The organism is Streptomyces sp. NPDC050546, assembly GCF_044457425.1.
Taxonomy (GTDB): Bacteria; Actinomycetota; Actinomycetes; order Streptomycetales; family Streptomycetaceae; genus Streptomyces.
The window spans coordinates 154,724-177,989 of sequence record NZ_JBITGX010000017.1; the positions used below are offsets into that span (position 1 = coordinate 154,724).

The window sequence follows — 23,266 nt, forward strand, 5'->3', positions numbered from 1 at the left end:
CGGCGGGGCGAGCGGAGAACGCCAATTCGGCATGGGCGTGCACAGTTGTTCATATTCTTCCGCGCGGGAATCTCATGAGTAACGCAGCCCCAGAGTCTGATCCAAGAGAATCGATGGCAATTCAGTCATATCGGGCCTGCCGAGTGTACGGTGCCTACGAAAAAATCTACCAGGAGTCGGTACAGCGTGGCTTGACACCGGAGAGGGCTCACTACGTCGCATCCAGGGCCACAGCCGACGATCCCTTTGTTCTGCGCACGGGCATTTCTCCCGAAACATTCCGGCGCATTTACCAGTCCCCGGACATGCGCATTGAAGTGCGATGGGTCTGCGGCCTCCCGGAGCCCCTGGCGAGGGCGAGAGCGGCGGCGAACAGAGGGCCGACCATCGGCCCCGCGTCTGACATGGTGGTACGGCGTCCCCCGGGTGGAATCTTCATCGACCAGCTGGACACTCTGAAATACCAGCCTTTCAGCCTCATCGGATTCGGTATCGGCATGCTGAAGTACCCGGACGATCCGTCGCTCACCCCAAGGGAGCGCTGGGACAACCAAGAAAGGCGACTTCAGCTCGGTCAGATATGGGGAGCGGCGGGTGACATCGCCACCGGAATGATTCCGCCGCCCGGCATCGATGAAACGGACGACAGTCGCCGCTACGTTGTCCCCGACAGTCAGCGGCACCCGTATGTATTCGATGAGATGAAAACGGGGGATCCTGTTCCGATCCCCGGATCGCCGCCCGCCGCTCCGGGCAAGGTCAGCCCGGCGGAACAGCCCTCAGGCAAGAAGGAGGAGCAGGACTCTTCCGGGAGAGAAGGATCTTCGGTCCCGGACGCCGGCCCTCAGGACGCTGGCACCAGGGATTCCAGCGGCAGGGACGCAGGCTCAGGCCTGACACCCTCTCCGGCCGCTGCGGAACAGGACCCGGGTGGGATCCAGGGCGCTCCGGAAGTCGACCACGGGACGGAACTGCCCGGACAAGAGTTCCCTGAGCCGCCCGGGGCGGCTCCCGGGGACGGGGCGGTCTGACCGCCGCTCGCAATCGAATCAGGCACGGACGAACAGAGAAGACACTGATCATGACCAGGCCATACGATCGCCGGCCCGCGCGCCCGTCGGCCCCGCCGCCGCGTGGAACGGGCTCGCGTACACGGGACGCCGGGTCCGCACCTCCCGCATTTTTCGGAGAGATCGTCGGCGAGGCGATATCCCGCATCAAGAAGTCACACAAGTCCCTGATCGATCGCGCCGAACGTCCTCTCGCAGCCGAGAGAGGACTCCGGGAGAGGGGACAGGCCCCGGAGTTTGATCCGAAACGCAGCCGGGCGATCATGGATGCGATGGATGCCTCGCGAGGTGACCAGGGATCCTTCGCCGAGAAGGTATTCGAGGGCATCCTGCGCAGTTCCGCCGGGGAGCCGCAGTCCGAACCGGAGAAGCAGACGTCTCCGGAAGGAGCAGAGGCAACGGGGGAAGCGGACGCAGTGCGGTTCGCTTCGTTCTTCGCGGGCAGCAGTGACGATCGCCCGGGCGGCAGCGAGCCGGACGACGACAACGGCGCGCTGGAATGGCCACTACCGGATGATCTCCCGCTGAACTTCGGCCCGAACGACCCGAGGACCTTCGACGACGCGTCCGCGTCCGATCCCGGATACTCAGACCTCGCCACATCCGGATTCGCTGAGGCCGACTACACGGAAGCCTCCTATATGGAGGCCGACTCCACGGATCCCAGCACAGGGTACGGGGGTACGGGCTCCGGGTACGCCGCATACGAGAGCCCAGGATACGGAGACCCCGCATATGGCGCCGACTCCTTTGACACCGGGTTCGGGTCCGGCGGATACGACGGGTTCGGGGACTTCGGCGCGTACGGAGCTGACAACGGGTTCGCAGACACCGGCGGATACGCGGATTCCGGCTTCGCCGCCGCTCCGCCCGATGCGGGCGACGCCGCTGCACCGCCGAGTGCGGGATTCGGCTGACGTGGGGTGATGGCCATGGCTCAGCAGACCAGCCGGGAACAGGTGGCGGAGATGCGCCGCCGAGCCAGTTCGCTGTACCACGACAAGCAGTACGCGGAAGCGGAACCTCTCTACCGGCAGCTCGTCGACATTCCGGGCTGGGAGGCCGAGGGGTACTACGGCCTGGGCATGCTCGCCGTAGCCGCCCTCAACTTCGGCATCGCCGAGGAACGGCTCCAGCACGCGATCCTGCTCGACCCCAAGCACCACAGAGCAAGGAGCGCTTTGGGCATCATCGCCCGCAAACGGAATGACACGGCCGAGGCCCGCAGGCAGTTCGAGGCTGCCGCCACGCTCGGAAACCAGGGCGCTGCCCGCGAGCTGCGACTGCTCGACCACCAGACCGCCACCCAGGGCCGCGGCAGCCCGCCCCGCAGTGAGCCTGCACCGCAACAGGCAACCCCCCGCCCCGGGCCCGGATCGGCGGCCCTGGCTGCGCAGCGGCAGGTGCCGGAGCCGTTTCCGCCCGAAGCCAGAGGGCGCGGCCGTACCCGTATCGAGGGCACCGTGAGGTACTTCGGCCAGCGCCAGCTCCCCCCTCAGGCACGTGGACAGCCCCCCGTGCTCATCTGGCGGTTCCGGGTGAACGTCGAGACCGGGGGCGGCCGGGTCTTGCAGGCTCAGGTGGAAATGAGGTCCTGGTACTTCAAGAGCGAGATCCGCGACGGCGATGAGGTCACCCTGGTAGGCAAGTGGAACCGATCCGGGCTCTTCATCGCGACCAGGGCGTACAACAACGGAACGAAATCCCAGGTGCTGGGTCGCAGGCTGTGACCGCGTAACGAGCACGTCGCCCCGGTTCACCCCTACCGCCGCATCGCAGGCTGTCCGGCGTGCGCACGGTGCGGGTGGTGCGGCTCACGAACCACCGCCACTGCGTTTGCCGATCAAGTCCCGATACAGGGCCGCGCGTTCCTCCGGGGTCTTCGCCTTGGCCCATTCGGTCTTCCAGGCCTGCTCCAGGTCCTTCAGCTTCTGGACCCAGTCGCCGAACTCCCGCAGGTCGACATGGCGCTGGCTCGAGCCGAGGGGGGCTTTGGCGGCGAGCTTGTCGTCCTTGTGGCCGCCGAATTGGCTCACGGGGTTGTTGTTCTTCTCGCTGCTCGTCACGCCGTGCTGGTAGCCATCGGGGGTTCGGCCACCCGGGCCGGCGGTCTCGATACCGACCTGTAGTGCCCCGTCGCGCTTGCGGGTCGGGGGCTTGTAGCCCATGAACAGGTGTCCGTACGACTCGTCCGGGAGGATGGTGTCGCCGTGGAAGTCGTTGTTCCCCATGCCTCCGACGGCCATGGGCAGGCCGTAGAGGTGGCTGTGGGGATCGAGCCAGTTCTGGGCGGTGGCACCTATTTCGCCCTTCTCCACGAAGTCGCCCCGCGTACCGTCAGCCTTGTTGTCACCGATCTCCATGTGATGTGTGCCGAATCCGCGCCGGTACACCGGCTTCTCCGGAGTCGATTTGGGCTCCCAGGGCTTCCGGTCCTCCTTGGTGATGTGGAGCCACTGAGGCAACTCGTAGCCGTGTTGGCCGTGGGCCAGTTGCGGAATTCGGATGTTGACGCGTCCGCCGTAGGCCAGAGCGTGAGCGACGTCGTCCTCGAAGTCCTCGTGAATGCCCGCCTCCGGATTGAAGACCTTCAGCCCCTCCTTCAGGATCAGGAAGATCTTCGTCAGCAGCTCGGTGCCGCGCTCGACCCGCTCTCGGTGCCTGTCGGCGTCCGGTACGTCGTCGCTGACACCGGGAGGGAGGAGGGTCTTGATGAAAGTCTGGAAGATCTGCTCGTTTCGTTCCTCCGTGAGCTGATCCTTCTCGGCTTCCGGCGTTTCTTCGGCGTGCATGGCCATGTGACGGCCGAGCTGGTAGTCCGATCGGGTGGGCTTGGCCGGTGGCTTCCCCTGGCCGCGATCCTCGATGTTCTGCTGCCAACGCAGGGTGGCCACGAGCAGGCGTTTGCCCTCCGGCTGCTGGAGCCAGCTGCGGAAATCGCCCGCCTTGATGTAGGCCTCCGCTTCGGCGTGGGTGCAGATGCCCACGGTCTTCAGCCACTTGGGGTCCTCGGCCCCCGCGGCCTTGATCCCCTGGAGCTCCTCGTCCGAGAACCTCGGGCCACCGCGCACACGCTTGTGGATGACGTCACGTACTTCCTTGTTCCTGATCTCCTGGTTGCCTCCGACGAGCAGCCGCGCCAGACGGACAATGGCCGGGGGCGAGGCACTGGTCGGCGGCGAGGCCGTGGCCGGGGGCGCGGGCGCGGCCGCGGGGCCGGGCCGGTCCGCCCGCTGGACGGCGATGTCCCCCTTCACGCCGCGCTGCACCGCCTCGCCGGGTGCTGCGGCGGCACCCGGCAGTGAAAGGTCAGGAGCGGCGCCCCTGGCCATCTTTCGGCCGTTGGAGCCGGCGCTCACCTCGAAGGGGTCGTTCGGGGCGGAGACCTTCTCGCCACCGCCGGTGGGAGTGCCTGGCACCGTCCCGAGGGCCTGCTGGCGCACGTGGTCGACCTCTTCGTACATCACCTCGTCGCTGACGCGGATATCGCCGAGCACGATATGAGAGCCGGTGGTGTAGGCCAGGGCGCCCAGTTCCTCGGCCGAGCGCTGGGCGACGGGGCCGTTGTGCACACGCACGTGGCCGAAGTCCATGCTGTAGGCCTGCTCGGCTCGCTGAAGGATGCGGGGCTCCAGCGGATGGGCGGGGGAGTCGACGGCGTCGAAGACCGATGACCGCCGCTGGACCGGCACGGTCCCTTCGGCATCGCGCTCCCCGGGCCCGCTCCGCTGCTCCTCGGGGCGCTGCTCGTCCCGTGCCCGCTGAATCGCGCGAGTCACCGCGGCGTTCCCAGCGGCCTGTTGGAGAGCGATGAGCGGGGGTGGGGCGGCGGTCGGCCGTAACGCGGGGCGTTCGCCGCCTCGGTCGGCGCTCGGGCGGTTCTCTGCCTGGGCACGCATGCGCGGTTCCCCTTCGTTGAACGCGGTCCCTCTCCTCTTACCCGACCGACGCGCGGAACGGGAATGTCCGCGGGGGCAGAACCGGGGGCAGACGCGCCGTGAAAGCTGATGCTGGAGTGTCCTGTGATGCGTGTCATATCGAACGTGGGTGCAGATTGCATCCAGTCCGGGCACGTAGCTTGCAGGCAGCGACGATCTTGAGTCCACGGGGGACATGATGACCGCGTCAGCCAGCACGGGACCGATGACGTTCGCTCAGGAGCGGCTGTATGTAACCAGCGAGGCGGAGGGGCACGACGTCTACCTGGTGACCGTCGCGATGCTCATCGACGGTGACCTCGACGTCGAGGCATTGCACCGGGCCGTCGCGGAGGTGACGGCCCGCCATGACTCGCTGCGGGCCACCTTCGTCCTAGAGGGCGGTGCACTGGTCCAGCGGATCCTCGACCGCTCGACCGGGCCCTCGTGGACGGTGTTTGACGCCGATCCGGTCACCGAAACCGATCCGGTCACCGACGCCGATCCGGTCACCGACGCCGATCCGGCCGCCGAGCGGTCCGACGCGGTGCGGGAGTTGGCGGCACGGCTGAGCGCCTCCCCGTTCGACCTGGCGGGGGGCCCGCTGGTCCGCTGGGGACTGACCCGGATCGGCCCGCGGGAGTTCGGGCTGGTCATGGTGGCCCACCACATCGTGTGCGACGGCTGGTCGCTAGGTGTGATCTTCCGCGATCTCGAGACCGCTTACGCCGCGGGGCCGGCGGACCGCGGGGAGCAGCTCTTCGAGGGCGCGGCACCCAGCCCGCTCGTGTGGGCCGAGCATGAGCGTGCGCGGTGGACGGAGGGTGACACCTCTTCGGCCGATCTGGACTTCTGGCGCGGTCAGCTGGCCGGGATGAGCCCCCTGGCCCTGCCGACCGACCTGCCTCGCCCGGCGGTTCCCAGCGGCGCCGGCGGATCCCTGCTGGTGCCCCTCGACGAGGATTTGGTCACTCGGCTGCGCACCACCGCACAGCGGGCGGGCGCCACCGTCTTCATGGCCTTCGCCGCGATCTACGCGAGCGTCCTGGGCCGGTACGCCGGCCAGGACGACGTGGTGATCAGCAGCCCGGTCGCGGGCCGGAACTCCGAGGAGGAGCAGTCCCTCGTCGGATGCCAGGTCAACATGGTCCCACTGCGCCTGGACGTCTCCGGCCGTCCGAGCTTCACCGACCTGCTGCGCCGGACGCGAAGCTCCGTACTCCCGGCCATGGCCCGGCAGAACGTGCCCGTCGATGTGCTGGTCCGGGAACTGGGCCTGCGCGGGGCCGCCGGAAGGTCGCCGCTCATGCAGTGCTCGCTGGCCGTACAGAACTTCGACGCGGCACTGCCGGAGCTCGCCGGAGTGACGGTCACCGAAGTCGAGGTGCACAGCGACAGGGCGAAGTGGGACGTCGCCCTGACCGTCGATCTCTCGGGTGAGCAGCCCTCCCTGCGGCTCGAGTACGACGCCGACATCCTGCTCGCGCCCACAGCCGAGAACCTGCTGCGCCACCTGGAATCGGCACTGCGGTACGCGGTGGAGTCACCCGGCGAGCCGCCCCGGATGGTGAACGCCGAGGAGGCGGAGCACCTCACCCTCGGGGTCAACCCGCAGCCGGCCGCGGCCGAGACCGAGGGCGTGCTCGCCCGGTTCCGGCGGGCCCGCACAGCCCACCCGGACCACCCGGCGCTGACCGACGGTACGACCACGCTGACCTACGCGGAACTCGACGCCCACGCCGACCGGGTGTGCCGGGAGCTGCGGAGCGTCGGCGTGGCACCGGGCGCGCGGGTGGGCGTCTGCGGACAGCGGAGCCCCTGGACCGTCGTCGCCATGCTGGCCGCGTGGAAGGCCGGTGCGACGTACGTACCACTGGACCCCGTGGGCCCGAGCGAGCGACTGCGGTCGATCACGGAGCGGGCGGGGATCGGCCTGGTCATGGCCGACCGCGCGAGTCGACCTGTGCTCCAGGAGTGGCTGCCCGCTCTGGACTGCCTCGTGGTGGATGCTCAGGAGCGCCTCACACCTCCCGCCGCTCCCGCGGTCTCCGCGGATGCCGTCGACGCACCGTCACTTGACGAGAGCACTCCCGATCAGGCCGCGTACGTCATCTTCACCTCCGGCTCCACCGGGGAGCCCAAAGGCGTCGAGGTGCCGCACTCCTGCCTCGCCCAGCTCTTCGCCGACCGGCCCGCCGGGCTGGAGACGGACCGGACGGATGTGTGGCTGTGCACGCACTCGTTCGCCTTCGACTTCTCGGTCTGGGAGATCTGGGGTCCGCTGACCACCGGCGGTACCTGCGTCATCGCGGGGACCGACCAGGTACGCGATCCTTCGGCGCTCGCCGCTCTGGTCGCCGGGCGCGGGGTGACGGTCCTCAGCCAGACCCCCGGCTCGCTCTACCGTCTCGCCCCCGCCTTGACCGCCGCGGCCCGGCCGGACGACTCCACGCTGCGGTACATCGTGCTCGGCGGCGAGGCACTCGACTGGGACCGGCTGGCCCTGCTGCTCGGGGACAGCGGCCTCGCCGCCACCGTGGTGAACATGTACGGGATCACCGAGGGGACCGTCCACGTCACCGCGCGGGCGGTCCACGCATCCGAACTCGGCTCCGTGCGGACGAACTCGATCGGTGTTCCGCTTCCACAGGCCCGCTGCTACGTGCTCGACGAGAACGGCGAGCCCGCCGGACTCGACGTGCCGGGTGAGCTCTTCATCGGAGGCGGGCACGTCGCCGCCGGCTACCTGAACGACACCGCGCAGACCGCGGAACGCTTCACCCCCGACCCGTTCCACGCCGGCGGAACGATGTACCGCACCGGCGACCTCGCCCGCTGGCGCACCGGCGGCGAACTCGAGTATCTGGGACGCGGCGACGACCAACTCAAGGTGCGGGGCTACCGCGTCGAGCCCGCGGAGATCGAACGGGCCGTGCTGCGGCTGCCCGGACGCCCGCCCTCGACCTGCGCCGTCCTCGCCCACGACGAAACCCTGGTCGCCTTCGTGGTCGTCGACGGGCCCCTGCCGGAGACCGAACTGCGGGATCACCTGCGGTCGATACTGCCGCCCTACCTCCGGCCGAGCCGATTCGTCCAGCTCGACAGCATTCCGCTGACACCGAACGGCAAGGCGGACCGTGCCCGCATGCTCGACGTCCTGGCCCGAGAGCAGCCGGCCGGCGAGCGGGCAGCGGCGGCGTCCGGGACCGCTCCGGTCCCCTCCCCGGGACGGGGCCTCACGGACTGCACGGACCTCACGAGGACCGTGCTGGCGACCTGGCAGGAGGTGCTCGAGCAGTCCGACATCGGGCTGGACGACAACTTCTTCGACGTGGGCGGGCACAGCTTCGCCCTGCTGAAGGTCCACGAGGCACTACGCAGGGCCGGTCTGGAGATCAGCGTCACCGATCTCTTCCGCCACACCACCGTCCGAGCCTGCGCTCGGTTCCTGCACGAGAGACACGGCACCTCCCTGGCGAACGGGACGGAGCCGCTGCCGCTGCCGCCCGGCCGGTCCTCGGGGCGCCGACGACCCGCCGACGAGCGGATCGCCGTGGTCGGCATGGCGGCACGGCTGCCCGGCACCGGCGAGGATCTGGACGCGTTCTGGCGGATGGTGGTGTCCGGCGAGCACGCCGCCGCCCGCTTCGGTGAGGAAGAGCTGCGCGCCGCCGGTGTGCCACGCGGCGTCCTCGACGCCGCGGGCTATGTGCCGGTGCGAGCCGTTCTCGACGATGTCCGGGGATTCGACCGGAAGTTGTTCGGCTACTCACCGCTGGAGGCGTCCCTGCTCGACCCGCAGCAGCGGATCCTGCTGGAGTGCGCCTGGCGGGCACTGGAGGACGCCGGATACGCCCCGGCGGGGCCGGAGGAGAACCGCACCGGTGTCTTCACCGGCATCGGCGGCAACGCCTATCTCCAGGAGGTGCTCGCCGACCCGAAGATCTCGCAGAACGCCGGGCCCCTCCAGGTGGTCATCGCCGGCGAGAAGGACTTCGCGTCCACCCGCATCTCCTACAAGCTCAACCTCCAGGGGCCGAGCCTCACGGTCCAGACCGCGTGCTCGACGTCCCTGGTCGCCACACACATGGCGGTGCAGAGCCTGCTGGCGTACGAGAGCGACCTTGCCCTCGCGGGCGGCTGCTCGCTCGCGCCGCCCTCCCGGCACGGCTACGTCCACGAGCCCGGCGGCATCTTCTCCCCGGACGGTCTGTGCCGGCCGTTCGACGAGCACGCGGCGGGCACCATTCCCGGTGACGGGGCGGGCATCGTCGTACTGAAGCGGCTGGCGGACGCACTCGCCGACGGGGACGTCATCCACGGCGTCATCCTCGGGTCGGCCGTCAACAACGACGGTGCCCGCAAGGTCGGCTACACCGCGCCCGGTCCGTCCGCCCAGGCCGGGGTCATCCAGGCCGCCCTCGACGTGGCGGGCGTACCGGCGGAGTCGATCGGTCTGGTGGAGGCGCACGGCACCGCCACCAGACTCGGCGACCCGGTGGAGGTCTCGGCTCTGCGCGAGGTCTTCCTCAGCGGGGCGCGGGACGCGGAAGACTCTCCGCTGTACGTCAGCGCCGTGAAGTCGAACACCGGTCATCTCGACGCCGCGGCCGGAGTGGTGGGCTTGATCAAGGCCGTACTCGCCGTACGCCACGGCACGGTGCCCCCGATCGCGAACTTCACCCGCCCCGCTGAACGGCTCGCCTCGCAGGGAACCGCACTGCGCTTCCCGGCCACGCCCCAGCCGTGGCCGCAGGGGCCGACGCCCCGGCGCGCGGGGATCAGCTCCTTCGGCATCGGCGGGACCAACGCCCATGTCATCGTGGAGGAACCGCCAGTCAAGGACGCCAAGAACGCCAAGAACGCCAAGGACACCAAGGACGCCAAGAACGACAGGACCGTCGAGAAGGCCAAGCCCGCCCCTTCCGCCGAGGCTACGGCGTCCGCGACCTCCCAGCTCCTGACGCTCTCGGCCGCCGACGAGGCCGCGTTGGGCCGGGCCGTCAACCGCCTGGCCGACCACCTGGAGGCCAACCCGGACCTCTCCCTCGCCGATGTGGCGTACACCCTCCGCGTCGGCCGGGCCCGCCTCCCATGGCGTGCGGCGGTCGTCGCCCCGGACACGGCTCGGGCACCGGCCCTGCTGCGCCGGGCGGCACTCGGCGAGGCCCGCGTCAGAGCCGGATCGGGCGCGGTGCTGATGTTCCCCGGACAGGGCACCCAGCGACCGGGGATGGGGCGTGCCCGCTACGAGGCCGACCCGGTCTACCGCTCCTGCGTCGACGAGGGACTGGAAGCCCTCGACCCCGCTTTCCGGCAGGAGGTGGCGGACGCGCTGCTCGTCCGGGCTGACACCGCGCAGGCCGAGGCCCCGGACGGCTCCATGAGCACGCTGCTCGCCCAGCCCTGCCTCTTCCTGGACCAGGTCGCCACGGCACGGAGCCTCACCGCCCGTGGACTCGAGCCCCGGGCACTCATCGGACACAGCCTCGGCGAACTGTCCGCGGCCTGCGTCGGCGGGGTCCTCACCCTCGCGGACGGGATGACCGTGGTGACCGCGCGGGCACGGCTGATGGAGGCCGCGCCGCCCGGTGCGATGGCGGCCGTCGTAGCACCGGCCGAGGAAGTGGCCAAGCTGCTGGGCGAGGGCACGGCCGTCGGCGCCGGCGGGCCGTACGAGGAGGCCGCCGGGCTGGTCATCGCGGCTCACAACGGACCGCATTCGACGGTCGTCTCCGGCCCTGCCGAGAGCGTGGCCGCCTTCACGGACCGCTGCCGGGCGGCCGGACTGACCACCGTATGGCTGCGCACCTCGCGCGCGTTCCACTCGCCGAGCATGGCCGCCGCAGCGGCCGACTTCGCCGACCTGATGGCCCGAGTCGGCCTGAACGCCCCCCGGACACCGCTGTTCTCGGGCGCGACGGGACGCCGTCTCGGCGACTTCGAGGCCGTCGATCCGCAGTTCTGGGCCTCGCAGATCCGACTGCCCGTGCGCTTCTCCGACGCGGTCCGCGCCACCTCGGACGAGCTCTCGCCGGCGGTCTGGTGGGAAACGGGAGCGGGCTCCACCCTGCAAGGGCTCGTGAGCGACATCCTGCGGGACCGCAAGCCGCTGCTCGCCGGGTTCGACCGGCCCCGCAACGGCGGGTCCCTCGTCTCGGGGCTGGAAGCCGTCGGGGAGCTGTGGCGCTCGGGGCTCGGCGAACTGTGGCGGGACGAGGGCGAGAGTGTCCGGAGAGTGCCGCTCCCGACGTACTCCTTCACCCGCGAGCGGTGCTGGATCGGGCCGCAAGGCACCGCGCCCGCTCCGGGAGAGTCAGGCATTTCGCGGCACATGGAGATCGACGAACCAAGCGACGTGGAAGAGAAGGAGGCAGCCGTGAGCGAGGTGACGGCGGACACCGACCCGGTGCTGAGCGCCCTGTGGTGCGAGGTCCTGGGCGTCGAAGCGGTGAGCCCCGAGGACGACTTCTTCGACCAGGGAGGGCACTCCCTTGCCGCGCTGCGGCTGAGCGCCCGCATACGCGATGCCCTGGGACTTGAGATCAGTCTGGACTCGTTCTTCGACGAGTCGACCTTCGGCGGGCTGGCCCGGGTCGTGCGGGAACGGCTGGGTTCGCCGGCACCGACCGCACCGCCGCGCGCGCAGACCCAGGCCGCACCCGCCACACTCGCGCCGGCGCCGGTGACAGCCGCACCCGTGACAGCCGCACCCGTGACAGCCGCACCGGTGCCCGTGCCGGGGGAGCACCGCCCGGCGGCGCCGAACGGCGACCTCAGCACCAGTGTCTACTTCTTCTCCTCCGCCCAGGGCGACCTCGGATCCGACTACGACCTGATCCTGGCCGCCGCCCGGGAGGCGGACGCGCTCGGCTACGAGGCGATCTGGACACCGGAGCGGCACTTCCACGAGTTCGGCGCGCAGTACCCCAACCCGGCGGTGCTGAGCGCGGCACTGGCGACGGCCACCGAGCGCATCCACATCCGGGCGGGCAGCGTCATCCCGGCTCTGCACAACCCGCTGCGCCTGATCGAGGACTGGCGGATCGTCGACCGGATCTCGGGCGGCCGGATCGGCGTGTCCTTCGCCCCCGGCTTCCACCCCAGCGACTACGTGCTGGCCCCCGACCGGTACGCGGGCCGCCGCGACACCTTCGAGGCCGATGTCCGCCGGCTCCGCACGCTCTGGTCGGACGGTGTCGCGCCGGATGCCGTCGACGGCACGGGCGGCCGGATCCAGGTGTCGCTGTACCCGAGGCCCGTCCAGCCGGTCCTGCCGACCTGGCTGACCGCGACCTCGAACGACGAGAGCTTCCGCCGGGCCGGCGCGATGGGCGTCAACCTCCTCACCGCCATGCTGGAGCTGAAGGCCGACGAACTCGCCGACAAGATCCGGATCTATCGCAAGGCGCGCGAGGAAGCCGGGCACGACCCCGAGGCCGGCCGCGTCACCCTGATGGTCCACTGCTACGTGGGCGAGTCGGAGGACATGGTGGAAGAGGTCTGCCACGACCCCTTCCTGCGCTATCTGCGCAGCCACACCCAGTTGCTCGGCACGCTCACCGCCGCCCTGCCGGAGGAACAGATCGACCTGGACCGGGCCAGCCCGAGGGACGTCGACGCCATTCTGCGGCGCGCCTACCGGAAGTTCCGCGGCGAGCGGGCCCTGCTGGGCGATCCGGCCACGGTGCGGCAGCGGTGCGAGCTGCTGCGGGAGGCCGGGGTGAACGAGATCGGCGCCCTGGTCGACTTCGGTCTGACACAGCGCCAGGTACTGGGCAGCCTACGGCGGCTGGCCAGGCTCCGCGACGACATGGCGGGAGCCGGCGCCGCAGCGGCCGTCCGATGAACGGCGTGTTCAGAAGATTCCTGACCGCCACCGCGGTCTCGGACACCGCCAACGGCGTCTTCGCCGTGGCGGCGACGATCACGGCGGCGGCCGCCTCGCACTCGGCGATGGCGGTCGCCGCGGTCACGGTCGCGGCGACTCTCCCGTGGCTGATCGTCGCGGTGCCGGCCGGTGTTCTGGTGGACCGGATCGGTGCGGTCCGCGCCGTGACCCTCGCCAACCTCGGACGCTGCGTCGCGATGTTCGCCCTCGCGGGACTCATCTGGGCCGACGTGGCGCTCGCGGTCACCGTCCCGGCGCTGGTCTTCGTGGTCTCCTGCCTCCAGACCGTGGTCGACACCGCCGCCGAGGTCGTGACGGCGAACGCCGTCGACGACTCGCGCCGCACCCGGGCGAACGGTCTGCTGGCCGTGTCGACGCGGCTGTTCTACCAGTTCCTGGGACCCGCCCTGGCGGGCGTGCTGGTCGATGTCGACCATGTGCTGCCCAGCGTGCTGTCCGGTCTGGCATGTCTGGCCGCCGCGCTGGTCGCGGCCCAGCTGCCGCGCACCGAAGCCGGAGCGCGACCGGACTCGGACGAGGGCTCCACCGGCTTCTGGGACGGGGCACGGATCGTCTTCTCCCAGCCGATCCTCGCGACCATCGTCGCCGTGGGCGGTCTGACGACGATCGCCAACAGCATCTTCTTCACCCTCCTCGTGGTGTACGCGATCACCCCGGGCCCCCTCGGACTGTCCGCCTCGCAGTACGGCTTCCTCGTCGGCGCCATCGGGGTGGGCGCGGCGGTCGGCGCGCTGATGACCCACCGGGTGGAGCGGTGGCTGGGCCGGAGCATGACCCTCACCCTCACCCGGGTGGGCTGGGCGCTGGTCTTCGCGGGCCCGCTGTTCGCCGAGGGGCTCCCGCTGACAGCCGTCATGACGGTCGGCAGCGCGCTCGGCGGCATGTGGTCGGTCGAGTCGATGTCCGTACGGCAACTCACCGTCAGCCGGGCGGACCTGGGCCGCGTCAGCGGTGCCTCACGGATGCTGACCTATGGGATGACACCGGTCGGTTCGGCGATCGGCGGCACCGTCGCGCTGGCCGTCGACGCCAAGGCCCTCTTCGCCGTGTCCACAGCCCTGACCCTGCTGACCATCATCCCGATCCGGGCCTATCTGTCCGATCGGGCGATCGAGGCGGCGACCCGGAGGCCCGAACCCGACGCCGGGAAGGTACCGGTGTCCGACAGCGAGGGGGACAAGACCCAGTGAGCACCGACGCATCGCCTCCCGTGCCGACGACCGAGGCCTGGGAGCCGCTGCTCCACGAGGCGCTGCGCCACGCCACACGTCCGCCAGGAACCTGGGCCGACGCCGGTTTCGGCGAGCTGGGCGGCTCATCGCTCCAGGCGTATCACCTGGTGGCGCTCGGCGAGCGGCGGCTCGGCCGGGCCCTGGACCTGAAGCTGCTGCTGAGCGGCGCCCCGCTGGGCGACGTACTCGCCTCCGCACGGCCGGTCGCCGGCCGGCCCGTGTCGGTGCCGCCTCCCGGTGACCGGCCCCTGCTGCCCGGCCAGTCGCAGATGCTGACGGCTCAGCTGGCGGGACGTGACGCGGCATACCGGCTGATGTTCTCCGTGGAGGCCCCGGACCTCGACGCCTCCAGGGTCGCCGCGGCGTTGCGGGCGATGGCCGCCCGGCACGAGTCCCTGCGGACACGGTTCGTCGCCCAGGGCGACGCGTTCGCCCGGCGGGTCCTTCCGCAGTGGCGGGTCCCGCTGCGCGAGTGGGAACTCCCGTCGAGCGGCGGCAGCCCAGCCGAGCGGATGGAGGCCCTGGTCGGACCGACCGCCGGACGGCTCCTGCGGCCCTTCGAACAGCCGCCCTGGTGCGCGTTCATCGGCCGCTCCGCCGACGCCGGCGACGTCCTCACCCTGGTGTTCCACCACGTGATCGTCGACGGATGGAGCATCGGTGTCCTCCTGCGCGAGTTCGCCGAGTGTTACGGCAAGGGCCGGATCGAGGACCCGAACACTCCCGCCCCCGACTCCTCGCTGACCCGGTACCAGGCCAGGGCGGACTCGGGCCGGCTGGCCGAAGACCTCGGCAGGGTCGCCGAGCGACTCTCGGGAGCGCCGAGCGACCTCCGGCTCCCTTGGGCGGCCGGGGAAGAGGACGGGTTGTTCGACCCCGACGGCGGTCGGCTGCCCTTCGTGTTGCCACCCGATGTGCGGGACGCGGTCGAGGCCGTGGCGCGACGGGCCGGTGTGCGCCGTCCGGTCGTCCTGCTGACGGCCTGGGCCCTGGTGCTGGGGCGCCGCGCAGGCGTCGAGGACCTCGTGCTGGGGATGCCCACGAGCGGCCGATTCCGCGCGGACCAGTTCGACGCGGTCGGTCTGCTGACCCGGGTGGCACCGGTCCGGCTCCGGCTGGAGCCGGAGCTGACGGTCGACGGCTGCATTCGCCGGGCGGCCGCCGACTACGACGCCGCGATCCGGGACTCGGAGGCCCCGTACGAGGACATCGTGCGCCACCTCGGCGCGCGCCCGGTCCGCGGCTCCAACGCGCTGACCCAGTTCGCGTTCGCCGCGCACGACGAACTCGTCCCGGCCGCCCTCGACCTCGCCGGAACACCGGCTGAGGTGGTCGAAGGGCACTGCCGCGGCGCGGTGTTCGACGCGATCCTCTACCACCGGCGCTGGGGGAGCGATCCGGCGTTCGCCCTGGAGTACTCGCACTCCCGGGTCGGCCCGCAGACCGCCACCGCGCTCGCCGGCGCCCTGCTGGCGACGCTGCTCGACTTCGAGCGGACCCCGGACGCACCGATCGGCCGACTCACCGGACTGTCCGCAGTCGAACGAGCCCGGATCGCCGCGCCGACGCACCACACCCCCGACACGGCGGACGGACCCGAGAGTCTGTGGGAGCGCTTCGTGTCGACAGCCCGGAGGAGTCCCGACGCCGTCGCCGTCACCGATTCCGCCGACGGTCACACGCTGACCTACGGCCGGCTCGAACGGGCCGCGGCGCGCTACGCGTCCGTTCTGCGGGAGGCGGGTGTCCGAGCCGGGGACCGGGTGATCATCCAGGTCGACCGCTCGGCCGCTGAGGTCGTCGCCGTGCTGGCCGTCCTGCGGACGGGAGCCTGCTACGTCCCGGTGCCACAGCAGACGGCCGGCACCTGGCGCGACGAGGTGCTCCGCGTCACCGGAGCCACCGTGGCCGTGGCCTTCGCCGCTCACCGCCGGGACTGGCCGCGGCAGGTGCGGCTGGTGGCACCGTGGTCCCCCGGGGCGGCCGAGCCAGAGGAGACCGGGGCGATCGCGGAACCGCACCCGCGTGCCGGGGACACCGCGGCCTACATCTCGTTCACCTCCGGCACCACGGGTACGCCCAAGGGAGTCGAGATACCCGACCGTGCGGTGATCCGCCTGGCCGCGGACACCGGCCTGCTGCGCCCGGCGGACGACGAGGACCCCGGTCGCCGACGCTCGATGCTCCGCATGGCCCCCCTGGCCTTCGACGCCTCGACCCTGGAGCTCTTCCACCCGCTCCTCAACGGGGACCGGATCGCGATCCTCCCACCCGGCCCCGCCTCGCCCCAGGCGATCCGAACCTTCCTGCGGGACGAACAGGTCACCCACGCCTGGCTCACCGCGGGGATCTTCCGCCTGGTGGCCCAGTACGACGCCGCTTCGCTCGGCTCGCTGCGCCAGCTGCTCACCGGCGGGGACGTGGTCTCACCGCACCATGTCCGGACCGTCCTGGAGGCCTCGCCCGGACTGTGGATCACCAACGGGTACGGCCCGACGGAGAACACGACGTTCACCACCGTCCACCATGTCACCTCCGCGGAGGAGGTCGGCGACACCGTTCCCATCGGCAGGCCCGTCGCCGGCACCGGGGTTCTCGTGCTCGACGAGAAGGGCCGACCGGTCCCGCCCGGGGCCGACGGCGAGCTGTACGCCACCGGCCTCGGCCTGGCCCACGGTTATGCCGGGGACGCCGAGCGGACCGCCGCGGCCTTCGCCCCCGTGCCCTGGCTCACGGGGACACGCGCCTACGCCACCGGGGACATCGTCTGCTGGAACGAGTCCGGAGAGCTGCTGTTCCGCGGCCGCCGTGACCGGCAGATCAAGGTCCGCGGCCACCGGGTCGAGCTGGCGGCGATCGAGTCTCGCATCAGATCCTGGCCGGGTGTCGTCGACGCGGACGTGAGCGCCGTCGGCGACGACCACACCGACCGGGCCGTCATCGCCTCGGTCGTCGGCCCCGACCGGCCCGCCCTCCAGCGGCTCATCCCTTCGCTGGCGGACACCTTCCCGGCGTACTCGCTGCCCGCCCTGTGGTGCCTCGTGCCGTCCCTGCCCCTGAGCCGCAACGGCAAGGTGGACACCGAGGCGCTGGCGGCCCGGGCGCTGACGACCGAGCGTTTCCTGGCCGAGAGCCCCGCACCGGCCGACCCGCCGGCACCGACCGCACACATGCCGGCCGAAGCCCCGACGGCACTCCGCCCGCCCTCCCCGGCCCCGGCCGAGGACGCTCTGGTGGAGCAGGTCGCAGACGTCTGGCGGGACCTCCTAGGCGGCGACGAATTCCACTATGACGAGGCGTTCTTCGACGCGGGCGGCGACTCGCTGCAACTGACCGAGATGCGCGACGCGCTGCGCAAGCGATTCCCGGGGGTCCGGATCACCTCGGTCGACATCTACCGGGCCCCGACGGTCAACAAGTTGGCGGCGCACATCAGGGAGGGCATGCGCGGTGCGTGAAGCGGAGACCGAACCGATCGCCGTCATCGGCGTGTACGCCCGTACCCCGGGCACGGGAGACGATCTCGAAGCCTTCTGGCACATGGTGGCCGAGGGCCAGGAGGCGGTGACCACCCTGTCCGGCACCGGGCCGACGGAGGAAGGGACAGCCGCCCCTGCCGACGGCAGCCGGCCCGGCCGGGTCACCCGGCGCGGAGTCCTGGCGGACATCGGGCAGTTCGACGCCGCGGCCTTCGGCATGCCGCCCCGGGAGGCCGAACTGACCGACCCTCAGCACCGGCTGCTGCTGGAGGCCGCCTGGGTGCTGCTGGAGCGGGCCGGGCACGGCACCGGCGGCGAGCGCGACGGCCGCGGCACCGGCGGACGCATCGGCGTCTTCGCCGGTGCGGGCCTGAACTACTACCTGCTGCGCCACATCCTCACCGATCCCTCGATCGAGCAGGCGGAGGGACTGCTGCCCCTCGTCCTGGCCAACGACCGGGACCATCTCGCCGCCAAGATCGCCTATCGGCTCGGTCTGACCGGCCCGGCGATGACCGTGCAGACCGCCTGCTCGTCGTCTCTGGTCGCCGTGCACCAGGGTGTTCGGGCGCTGCGCGGTGGGGACGCCGACCTGGTGCTGGCCGGTGGGGTGAGTGTCGAACTGCCGCAGGACGAGGGCTACTCGGTGACCTCGGGCAGTGTGCTCTCCCGCAGTGGACGCTGCCGCCCGTTCCAGACCGGCCGGGACGGCTCCGTGCCGGGCAACGGTCTCGGCCTGGTCGCCCTGCGGCGGCTCGGGGACGCGATCGCCGACAACGACACCGTCCTGGCCGTGATCCGCGGTTCGGCGGTGAACAACGACGGCGGCGACAAGGCCGGCTACACCGCTCCGGGGTTCGCGGGCCAGGTCGACGTGTTGCGCACGGCCTACCGGGACGCCGGAGTCGACCCCGCGACGGTCGGCTACCTGGAAGGCCACGGCACCGGCACCGAGGTCGGCGACGACATCGAACTCGCCGCACTCGCCGAGGTGTTCACACGCGGTGGGGAGGACGAACCGCTGCCGCTCGGCTCGGTCAAGGCCAACATCGGGAATCCGGGCGCGGCCGCCGGGGTGATCGGTCTGATCAAGACGGTGCTGGCCCTGCGCCACGGCGTTCTGCCGCCCCTGGTGGGCGCCGGCGACGACGCCGCGGCGGACGACCTGCCGGACGGCTTCGTGCTGGACCCCGTCGCACGGCCGTGGGCCCCACAGCCGGGTCCGCCGAGACGGGCCGGGGTCAGCTCGTACGGCATGGGCGGCACCAACAGCCATGTCGTGGTCGAGGAGTACCAGCCGTCCCGGCCCGCGCCGGAGCGGGACCTGACGGCGGCGCTGATCCCGCTCTCGGCGGGGGAACCGGAAGGCGTACTGCGCTACCGGGACGCCCTGGCGGACCACTGGGCGGCCGGTCCCGTCCGGGTCGGCGATGTCGCCCGCACCTTCACCTCCGGCCGGCGCCGCTTCCCCGTGCGCCTCGGCGCGGTGCTCACCCCGGACGGCCTTGCCCGCGAGTCCCTCCAGGACGTTCCCCGTCGGGCACCGAGGAAGGCACCCCCGATCGTGTGGGCCTTCGGCGGCCAGGAGTCCGACGTGCGCGGCACGCTGGCGGGCCTGTACTCCCGTTACGCGGTGGTGCGCGATCGAGTGGAGGAGGTCGTCGCCCACCTGGGTGAGGAGGACGGATCGAGGATCCGCGCCGTCCTGCTGGACGAGACCGACGCGACCGACGGGATCGACAGGACCGACAGGACCGACGCGACCGACAGGACCGACGCGACCGACAGGACCGACGCGACCGACAGGACCGACGGGACCGACGGGTCCGACAGCGCGGCACCTTCGGCCGAACTGGCCCAAGTCTGCCTGTATGTGACCCAGTTGGCCCTCGCCGATCTCCTGGCCTTCCTGGGCGTCGCGCCCGCCGCCGTACTGGGCCACGGCGTCGGGGAGTTCGCCGCGGCCTGCCTCGCCGGCGAGTTCTCGGCCGTAGCGGGCGCCGACCTGCTGGCGAAGCCCTTCCCGGAGGCTGCCGGGGGTGTCGCCCTCAAGCCGCCCGCCCTGCCCGTCGTCTCCACGTGCACCGGCGGGGCAGTGGATCAGCACAGCGGCCGCGACTCCCACTTCTGGGCCGCCGGGCCGCCGCGCCCCGTGCGCTTCCCGGACGCCGCACGCACGCTCACCGGCATGGTGAAGGGCGCGCTCGTCGTCGAGATCGGGCCCGGGCGGTCGCTGAGCGCCCTGCTGCGCCCGCACGTCCGGGACGACGGCCTCTGCGACGTGCTGCCGCTGCTGCCCGCCGCAGGCCTGGTGCCCTTCCTCACCCAGCTCGGCCGGCTGTGGTCGGCGGGGGCCGGGGTCGACCTGGAACGGGCCAACGGTGCCGAGGGCTACCGCCGGGTGCCCCTTCCCACCTACCCGTTCGACCGGCGGCGGCACTGGATCGAGGCGCCCCGCCCCGGGGCACCCGACACGACGGTCCGGCAGGGCGGGAACGACAACCTCGCGCCGCCGGAGGCCGAGGCAGCGGCCGGGACGCTGTCCGTGGTGCTCGGCGCCTGGGAGGAGACGCTCGGGTTCACGGACATCGAGCCGGACGCCGACCTCTACATGCTCGGCGGGGACTCTTTCACGCTGGTCCGGCTGGCCGTCCGGCTGTCGAAAAGCTGCGGCCTGGAGATCACGGCGAGGAACCTGCTCGGCGTCGACCTGACGCCCCGCGCCATGGCCGACCTGATCGACGAGATGACCGACGGTACGCAGGGAGAAGCGAGCCGACCGTGACGCAGCACGAAGTGATCGAAGCACAGCGCGTCACGGTGGAGGCCCCCGACCGGGCCTCGGCCGCCCTGGCGGCCGCCGCCGTGGCGGCGCGGGTCTGCCACACCGGGCACGTCACCGTCCGGGTCGGTTCGGACGCCTCGGCCAAGGGGGCGAACAGCGTGCCCCTGGCGGACGGCGGGCACGACGCGGTGACCCGGCTCGCCGAAGCGATCGACGAGTGGTGCCGACGTGGCACGGTCCGCCTCGACGTGCACTGCGACAGCTGCCGCGATGGCGCGGGAGACCACCGGCCCTGCCGACTGGAACTGCCGGACAGCGGGCAGGACGGACTGCCGACGGTCGTCCACGGGTGCGGCGGGACCTTCACCCGATGGGCGCCCGAGCGGACAAGGACCGTCCTGGAGCGACTCGCCGCCACTCCCGGGGCCGGTCTGGACCGCCTGGTGGTCGCCGGCCCGGAGGAGCGCCGGATGCTCCTGGCCCTCGGCGGAGCACGCGTGCCCCGCCCGCCGTCCTCGCTGCACGAACTGATCGTGCGCACGGCCGAGCTCCACCCCTCGCGGGTGGCGGTCACCGCCGGGGAACAGTCGCTCACCTACACCGAGCTCCTCGCCCAGGCCCGCGCGTTCGCCGGCCGGCTCCGGGCCGAGGGCGTCCGCCGGGGCGACGTGATCGCTGTGAGCACCTTGCGCCGCGTGGAACTGCCCGGGGTACTGCTGGGCATCCTCCTGGCCGGCGGCGCGTATCTGCCGCTCAGCCCCGAGGCACCGCCCGCCCGGCTCCGCACCATGATCGAAACGGCTGCGGCGCGGATCGTCGTATGCGCCGAAGAGGCCGTGGAAAAGGTGCGGCAGGCCGCGCCGGACGTGACCTCGCTGGCTCTTTCCGGCGTACGGCTGTCAGGGCCGCCCTCGGCCGGGCCGGTTCCCACAGCGGCGGACGGGCTCCGGGTCCGGTCGGACGACCCGGCGTACGTCCTGTTCACCTCCGGCTCGACCGGCCGCCCCAAGGGCGTCGTCGTGCCGCACGGCGCCATCGTCAACCGTCTGCTGTGGATGCAGGAGCACTTCCGTCTCGACGGATCGGACACCGTCCTGCAGAAGACCCCGTTCGACTTCGACGTGTCCGTGTGGGAGTTCTTCTGGCCGCTGCTCGCCGGGGCCCGCCTCGCGATGGCCCCGCCGCTGGCGCACCTCGATCCCGAGGAGATGGCCGAGACCGTCATCCGGGAGGAGGTCACGGTCGCCCACTTCGTGCCCTGCGTCCTGGAGCAGTTCCTGCGGGAGCCACGGGCGGGGGAGTGCGCCCGGCTGCGCCTGGTGGTGTGCAGCGGCGAGGTGCTCCCGCCCGCGCTGGCGAACCGGGCGGCCTCGACGCTGGGGGCCGGCGTGCACAACCTCTACGGACCCACGGAGGCGGCGGTCGACGTGACCGCCTGGGACTGCCGTACACCCGAGCCGGGACCCGCCGTACCGATCGGTGAGCCGATCGACAACGTCAGCGCCTACGTGCTGACTCCGCACGATGAACCCGTGCCCTTCGGAGCGGTCGGGGAACTCCATCTGGCCGGGGTCTGCCTCGCCTCGGGCTACGCCGGTGCTCCGGAGCTCACCCGCGAGCGATTCGTTCCCGACCCCTTCGCGACCGCTCCGGGCGACCGGATGTACCGCACGGGCGACCTCGTCCGATGGTCCACTTCGCTGTCGTCCGCCGACGGCCGCGCGGTCCTCGACTACCGGGGGCGGATCGACCAGCAGATCAAGATCCATGGGGTGCGGATCGAGGCGGGGGAGGTCGAGCACGTTCTCGACCAGCACCCGAAGGTGCGGTCGAGCGCCGTCGTGAAGATCGAGGAGCCCGGCGGGGACCGACTGGTCGCCTGGCTCGTCGCCGACCCCGACGACCCGCCCGGCCGGGCGGCGCTGCGCCGTCACGCGCTGGCCCATCTCACACCCGCCATGGTCCCGACCCGGTTCACCCTCCTGGACCGGTTCCCGATGACCGCCAGCGGCAAGATCGACCGCTCGAGGCTGGGCGAGCTCGGCCGGCAGGGCGGCTCCGAGGCACAGCAGGAGGCGTTCCCGGCATGAGTTCCGTTCTCTTCCCGCTCGACCCCGAACGCCGGGGGCAGGAGCCGCCGTCCGGACTCCCGCTCGTGGCCGTACCGCACGCGGGCGGGACCGCACACGCCTTCCGCGGCTGGACGGCACCGGCCCGGGCCCGAGGGCTCAAGATGATGGGCACCCGCACGGTGACGCCCGCCGCGGGGTCCCCGGCGCCGACCGTCCAGGACCGGGCACACAGGCTGGCCCGGTCCCTGGCCGAACTCGGCGAGCCCTACGTCCTGGTGGGCCACAGCCTCGGCGGACTCATCGCCGCGGAGGCGGTCCTGTATCTGGAGGAGCACCATCCCCAGGCGGCCCCCGCGCTGCTCGCCGTCTGCGCCACCAACCCGCCCCAGCTGCACCGGCCGTTGCCCGTGCCCAACGGGACCGAAGCGGAAGCGGTGGACTTCCTGCGCAGCGCCGGCGGCACACCGGCGGAGGTGCTCGAGGACCCCGGCATGCGCGAACTGGCCGTCGCGATGCTCCTGAACGACCTCGCGTCGCTGCGCGGCTTCGCGTGGGACGGCCGTCGTCTCACCACCCCCACCGCCGTGTACGCGGGCCGCACCGACCAGCTCGCCCCGCCCGAGTCACTCGCCCGCTGGACGGGCGCCGCCGAGTCGGTGACCACGCGGGACTTCGACAGCGGTCACTTCTTCCCGCACGACCGGACCGCGGAGGTGCTCGACGCGATCCGGCTCGATCTCGCCGGCCGCGACGCACCCCGGACCGTCGCTCGCCCCCACCACGCCCACCGGCCCTGACC

Annotated in this window: 10 protein-coding genes; 9 read left to right on the top strand and 1 reads right to left on the bottom strand. The window is 71.7% G+C overall.

The window, feature by feature from the left end; all coding sequences use genetic code 11:
- Positions 1 to 113: 113 nt before the first annotated feature.
- Genes ACIBK5_RS34545 through ACIBK5_RS34555 form a run of 3 tightly spaced genes read left to right on the top strand, consistent with a single transcriptional unit; the run spans position 114 to position 2,800 of the window.
- Entirely contained in the window at positions 114 to 1,031 is a 918-nt protein-coding gene (locus ACIBK5_RS34545; protein ID WP_399025877.1) for a hypothetical protein, read from the top strand.
- A 50-nt stretch (positions 1,032 to 1,081) separates the two neighbouring features.
- Positions 1,082 to 1,987, top strand: a complete 906-nt coding sequence (locus tag ACIBK5_RS34550) for a hypothetical protein (protein ID WP_399025879.1) — start codon at positions 1,082 to 1,084, stop codon at positions 1,985 to 1,987.
- 15 nt (positions 1,988 to 2,002) lie between these two features.
- The gene (locus tag ACIBK5_RS34555; protein WP_399025881.1) at positions 2,003 to 2,800 is read left to right on the top strand and encodes a tetratricopeptide repeat protein; all 798 of its coding nucleotides are present in this window, start codon (positions 2,003 to 2,005) and stop codon (positions 2,798 to 2,800) included.
- 84 nt (positions 2,801 to 2,884) lie between these two features.
- On the opposite strand, the gene ACIBK5_RS34560 is transcribed toward ACIBK5_RS34555, so the two are convergent.
- Positions 2,885 to 4,849 (bottom strand): DUF4157 domain-containing protein, encoded by a 1,965-nt coding sequence (locus ACIBK5_RS34560; protein ID WP_399025883.1) that lies wholly within the window; start codon positions 4,847 to 4,849, stop codon positions 2,885 to 2,887.
- Positions 4,850 to 5,213: 364 nt separating this feature from the next.
- Here ACIBK5_RS34560 and ACIBK5_RS34565 point away from each other — a divergent pair, with 364 nt between their 5' ends.
- Genes ACIBK5_RS34565 through ACIBK5_RS34590 form a run of 6 tightly spaced genes read left to right on the top strand, consistent with a single transcriptional unit; the run spans position 5,214 to position 23,264 of the window.
- Positions 5,214 to 12,836 carry an amino acid adenylation domain-containing protein gene (locus ACIBK5_RS34565; protein ID WP_399025886.1) on the top strand — a complete coding sequence of 2,541 codons (7,623 nt, stop codon included), beginning with the start codon at positions 5,214 to 5,216 and terminating at the stop codon, positions 12,834 to 12,836.
- A gap of 5 nt (positions 12,837 to 12,841) precedes the next feature.
- Positions 12,842 to 14,089, top strand: coding sequence for an MFS transporter (locus ACIBK5_RS34570; RefSeq protein ID WP_399025888.1), 1,248 nt, complete (start codon positions 12,842 to 12,844; stop codon positions 14,087 to 14,089).
- Positions 14,086 to 17,589, top strand: coding sequence for an amino acid adenylation domain-containing protein (locus ACIBK5_RS34575; protein ID WP_399025889.1), 3,504 nt, complete (start codon positions 14,086 to 14,088; stop codon positions 17,587 to 17,589). The genes ACIBK5_RS34570 and ACIBK5_RS34575 overlap by 4 nt, the downstream gene beginning before the upstream one ends.
- Positions 17,582 to 20,395, top strand: a complete 2,814-nt coding sequence (locus ACIBK5_RS34580; RefSeq protein ID WP_399025891.1) for a beta-ketoacyl synthase N-terminal-like domain-containing protein — start codon at positions 17,582 to 17,584, stop codon at positions 20,393 to 20,395. Before ACIBK5_RS34575 ends, ACIBK5_RS34580 begins: the two co-directional genes overlap by 8 nt.
- Positions 20,392 to 22,485 carry an amino acid adenylation domain-containing protein gene (locus ACIBK5_RS34585; protein WP_399025893.1) on the top strand — a complete coding sequence of 698 codons (2,094 nt, stop codon included), beginning with the start codon at positions 20,392 to 20,394 and terminating at the stop codon, positions 22,483 to 22,485. The genes ACIBK5_RS34580 and ACIBK5_RS34585 overlap by 4 nt, the downstream gene beginning before the upstream one ends.
- Positions 22,482 to 23,264 (top strand): thioesterase II family protein, encoded by a 783-nt coding sequence (locus ACIBK5_RS34590; RefSeq protein ID WP_399025895.1) that lies wholly within the window; start codon positions 22,482 to 22,484, stop codon positions 23,262 to 23,264. Before ACIBK5_RS34585 ends, ACIBK5_RS34590 begins: the two co-directional genes overlap by 4 nt.
- The last annotated feature ends 2 nt before the right edge of the window (positions 23,265 to 23,266 follow it).